The following is a 4,586-nucleotide window of genomic DNA, read 5'->3' as shown; positions in this document are numbered from 1 at the left end:
GGGAGGCATGGCTCCCCAAGGCTCGTCTGACTAATTGGCAGACGACCTCACCGGAGGCGGATCAGCGTGGTGTATGGAGAGATCAGGTGATTGAACAGATGTTCGCCGGTAATCTGGCCAAGGTGTGGCAATCGCTGTCCAAGGCAACGCGGGTTTCACGTTCAGTCCTGTGGGAGAACACGGCCATTTACGTATACTGGCTCTATGAGAACAAGTTTGCTGAAGGAGCCACGCCTGAAGAAAAGCAGCGTGTCGAAGAGGACTTCCATTATCTAATTCGTGATGCACCTGCACATCTCTTTGGTGAATCCCGTAATCCGCTCAAGCAGTTTAACACGCCCAAGCGGGCAACAGCTGTCTCAGATACACCCATTCGTGTGCGCAAAACCTGTTGTTTCTATTATCTCGCTGCAGATGATCCAGAAGATTACTGCCCAACCTGCCCCAAATTAAAGCATTAATGCCGATGATCATCATCCACATCCCCAGCCTATACTTCATTGCATCTCAATACAGCGAATAGCACAGGCAAGCTTATGACATAACGAAATTCAGAGCTTGCCTTATTTGTTGTGCCCATTGTTCCATGAACACTCCTTCATTTGGGGATTCTCTCCCTGCAAAAACCATCTTATTTTTCCTAAAAAGCTTATTATTGACAAGGTGACTGAAATTGCCATAAAATAGATTTTGTTTGAAACTGATAATCATTATCAATATTATTTCCATCAAATCAATCCGATGAAAGCACAACCAGGAGCGAACGCCTTCATTCGGTCGGGGAGGATTTTCATTGTTTCCGAAAGGAATTCATAATCTGCAAAACCGACTCATCATAAGCAAAGCAAGAGAAATGGGAATGACCTGCGAGCCACTTCTCGCAGGATGTGAAGATTTTTTGGAATTATCCTATGGGGATAAGCGCAGAGTCATTAATAAAACCAGATCGCATCGTCTACCCTTGATCGCTGGACTGCTCGCCAAGAACAAGCAGGTTTGTAATATGCTACTGCATGAGCGGGGAATGCCTGTGCCGCCGTTTATCGTTATCGAGGCAATGGGTGACAAGGCAACGCAGTTTCTGAAACTGCATCGTTCCGTTGTAGTGAAGCCGCTGGACGCAAGCGGCAGTGCAGGTGTGACACTGGACGTTCGAACAAACGAGGAACTGGAAGCGACTATTGCCCGGGCGGGTACCCATAGTAACAGCATCATGCTGCAGCAATTCGTAACGGGTGTGGATTACAGGGTACTGGTCATTAACGGGGAAGTGGCGGCAGTAAATGAGTATCGACCTGTCTATGTAGAAGGAGACGGCACCTCAACCATCCGGGCGTTGATTCGAATGTTGAATCAGCAGCGAATCCAGCATACCAGTATAGGGAAGTTCGAGGCCTTTCCCAAGATTAATGAAGACGCAGAGCCTTTGCGAAAGGTTCTGCTTGGACAGGGAATCACACTGGAGGAGGTACCTGCGGCAGGAAGGGAGATCGAGCTATATGATCTTCGCAATTCGGCCGCCGGGAACATCAGTGAATTTTATATGGACTGTACGGAAGCGATTCTTCCTGACAATGCACAAATGGCAATTGAGGCCGCAGGAGCCCTCCGGATTGATGTGGCTGGCATTGATATCCGTTGTGAGAATATCCGCCAGCCGCTGACAGGAGATCAGGGAGGCATTTTGGAAGTCAACGCATTGCCGGACCTGACCCACCATGTCTTCCCCTTTGGGGGGACCACACGTGATGTCGTCCGGTTGTACCTGGAGTATCTTTTTCAGATGGAACATCATTTCGAAAAGTCGATTGCAGAATAAGGGCAAATCATTGCTTGTTCTGGCTCAATAGCCCGCTTGCGTTTTGCGTTGTTCTTGCTCCTATGGTGTGATCGGTATATTCGAATGGACGTGCCTGCCCGCCGCAAGCGGTGGCATCCATCCAGCATTCCGCTGCTGGTCAGCAGTGTAGGTACTCTAGATGGATTGGTCTGCTAATGGTTCAACGGGTCAGAACACCAGCAGATACGGCCAGATGGGCGGCACTGAAAGAGATTAGTATGGGTCTCGGCTGTGCCATCCTGTGACCTTGTCCCTTGTTTTATTTATAACCCGAAAGAAGGTTGGCAACATTGTTCGAGATGGAAAACAGGCTCAGGTCTGAAGCAGAGCAGCAGGCGAATATACACTCTTGCAAGCTGCTGCTCAATTGTTATATCCGAGAGCTTTCGGTGGAGAAGGAGGGCGACATTCAGATTGATCCGAATGCGATGACGTACGCAGTTGCTTTTCAGGCCAGCGGGGTGACGATAACCGGACAATTAGCGTATTACTCGGCTATGGGAGAGCATGAGTACCGAAGCGTACAACAGCGCGGGCAAGCAGTGCATTATCAGGACCTGGTTCGCTGGATCACACGGGAGCTGAGTGAAGACACGGCGTATGGAAACAGCCGGCATGAGCAAGGCAGGTTGACCCATGCGGCTGATGTGCGTGATTTTGCGGAAAAGGTAGATAACAGCGTGAATAATCTTGCACTGTATATCGAGCAGGCTGCTGGACTTGGCATATATGATTACTGTACTTCCGAACAGTCTCTGGTATATGGTCATCCCTTTCACCCGTTTCCGAAAAACTCCAAAGGCTTCACCGAACACGACGTACGGATGTACAGCCCAGAACTGCGTACCTCGTTCCAACTCTGTTACGTTGCTGTGAGGAAGGATGTGTACATGCAGGAATGGGTGGATGATTACACTAGGATCAATCTGCATGCCAGCCTGCACGGGCATGTGGAACAAGCTTGGGAAGCAGAGTGGGGTGAGCATGGGGATGAGTATGAACTACTGCCTATCCATCCCTGGCAGTATGCGTACGTGTTGGGCTTGTCCGAGGTCCAGCAGTATATTCTGGATAAGAAACTCATTCCGATGGGCAGCGGCGGGCCGAAGGCCTACCCGACCTCCTCGGTACGCACCGTCTATATTCCAGAGCTGAATTGCAATATCAAGCTGTCGCTAAACATGCAGATTACCAACATGATTCGCACCAATAGTGCGGAGCAGATGCGAAGGACGCTGGACGCCTCCAGGTACGTCAGGCAGCAGAATTGCTTCGGTGCAGATCAGCATACGCAGATTGCCTATGAGACAGGTGTAGCCACTTGTGATTTTCAGGAGGGGGAATTAACGAGTCTGTTTACCGTCGCATACAGACCGATTGAGTTTGACCCGGAATGTACATATGTCCTGTCGAGTCTGGTAGAAGCCCCCTTGCCGGGAATGCAATCACGACTTATGACGATGCTGGGTGGCGTACGTGCTGAAGCCGAGCGCTGGTTTGCACGTTATCTGACCTTGTCTTTGCTGCCCATTGTACGAGCGGCCGGAGAGCGCGGCATTCACTTTGAAGCTCACTTGCAAAATACTCTCGTGACGCTAAGGGACGGAATGCCTGAGGCATTTATCGTGCGTGACTTGGAAGGAGTCAGTGTCGATGAGGAGCTGATCCATGAAGTGGATACTGATCCCTCCAGATTGTTGTTTTATCCACGGGACAAGGCTTGGGCGAGGACATCCTATTACTTTATCATCAACCATCTGGGTTCCCTCATTCATGCGATGGCAAGGGATGTGAACGTACCGGAGGAGCATTTCTGGGCAAAGGTCCGCGAAGTGCTTGTGAAGGAACTGGATCGAACTGGAAACGTGTATGTGCAGCATTTGCTGACCGCGGACAGTTTTCTGGCTAAACAAAATCTGGTGAGCTGTCTCAGGGGGATCAGTCAGACCCCGGCGTATGTGCCGGTGAGCAGTATAATGAACCGAATAGGGAGTGAAGTGGCGTGGGGTTCATAGGGTACAGGGCTGAGAAAGGTCACAAGACAACAGTATACACGGATGTACAGGAACGGATCATGCGGCAGGCGCTGGAAGCCATGTGGTTCGAGGGTATCCTTGACTGTAAGGTGGGGGAAAACGAATGGTGTACTGTGGGGCGGAGTACGTCAGGGCAGGCTGTGACATACAGCTGTGAGGCGGAGCGAAAATTTTCATTTGGCCGAGTGAAGGTGGCGAAGGGCTCGATTCGAAGAGAGGGCGTGCCCTGCACCGATCTGGATCTGTTTCTGGAGGAAATGGTACTGAACCTTCTGGAGGGTGCGAATGTGACGGCCTTCATTCAGGAATTGCTGGAGACGATGGCGAAGGACAGTCAGTGCCGGGCTTTGCTGCCTGAGAAGATTCCGGATGAAGACCTGCACTATGATGCCCTCGAAAGCCATATGAGCGATGGTCATCTCTACCATCCAAGCTACAAGTCGAGGCTTGGCTTCACCCTAAAAGACAATCTTGCTTACGGTCCAGAGTTTAACTCGGATGTGACCGTATACTGGATTGCCGTGAAAGAAGGACTTGTGCAAACGGCTCTTTCCACAGGCTACACGTCAGAACAGTTGGTGAGACAACATCTCACAGAGGAGGATATCAGCCGATTTAATCGGATACTTCAGTCGGAAGACACGGAGGGTAACCGCTATATATTCATTCCTGTTCATCCGTGGCAGTGGGAACACCAGCTGGAATCGGTG

General features: G+C 50.5%; 4 protein-coding genes. All 4 read left to right on the top strand.

Going from position 1 to position 4,586, the window contains the following annotated elements:
• Window positions 1–461, top strand: a 461-nt coding sequence (locus tag GRP75_RS19650) for an IucA/IucC family C-terminal-domain containing protein (protein ID WP_202404222.1), incomplete at its 5' end; no start/stop codon positions are given.
• Between the two features lie 332 nt (window positions 462–793).
• Window positions 794–1,819, top strand: a complete 1,026-nt coding sequence (locus GRP75_RS19645; protein WP_160790124.1) for an ATP-grasp domain-containing protein — start codon at window positions 794–796, stop codon at window positions 1,817–1,819.
• A 320-nt stretch (window positions 1,820–2,139) separates the two neighbouring features.
• Window positions 2,140–3,855 (top strand): IucA/IucC family protein, encoded by a 1,716-nt coding sequence (locus GRP75_RS19640; protein ID WP_237449110.1) that lies wholly within the window; start codon window positions 2,140–2,142, stop codon window positions 3,853–3,855.
• The coding region (locus GRP75_RS30505; protein ID WP_337194249.1) for an IucA/IucC family protein at window positions 3,843–4,586 on the top strand (744 nt) is incomplete at its 3' end. The genes GRP75_RS19640 and GRP75_RS30505, both read left to right, overlap by 13 nt.

Source organism: Paenibacillus sp. OT2-17 (assembly GCF_009827695.1).
Taxonomy (GTDB): domain Bacteria; phylum Bacillota; class Bacilli; order Paenibacillales; family Paenibacillaceae; genus Paenibacillus; species Paenibacillus polymyxa_B.
This window is presented reverse-complemented; position numbering and strand designations above follow the sequence as displayed.

Excerpts from the sequence above, each read along its gene's own strand:
- GRP75_RS19640 (WP_237449110.1), top strand. The coding sequence starts at position 2,140 with ATGGAAAACAGGCTCAGGTCTGAAGCAGAGCAGCAGGCGAATATACAC.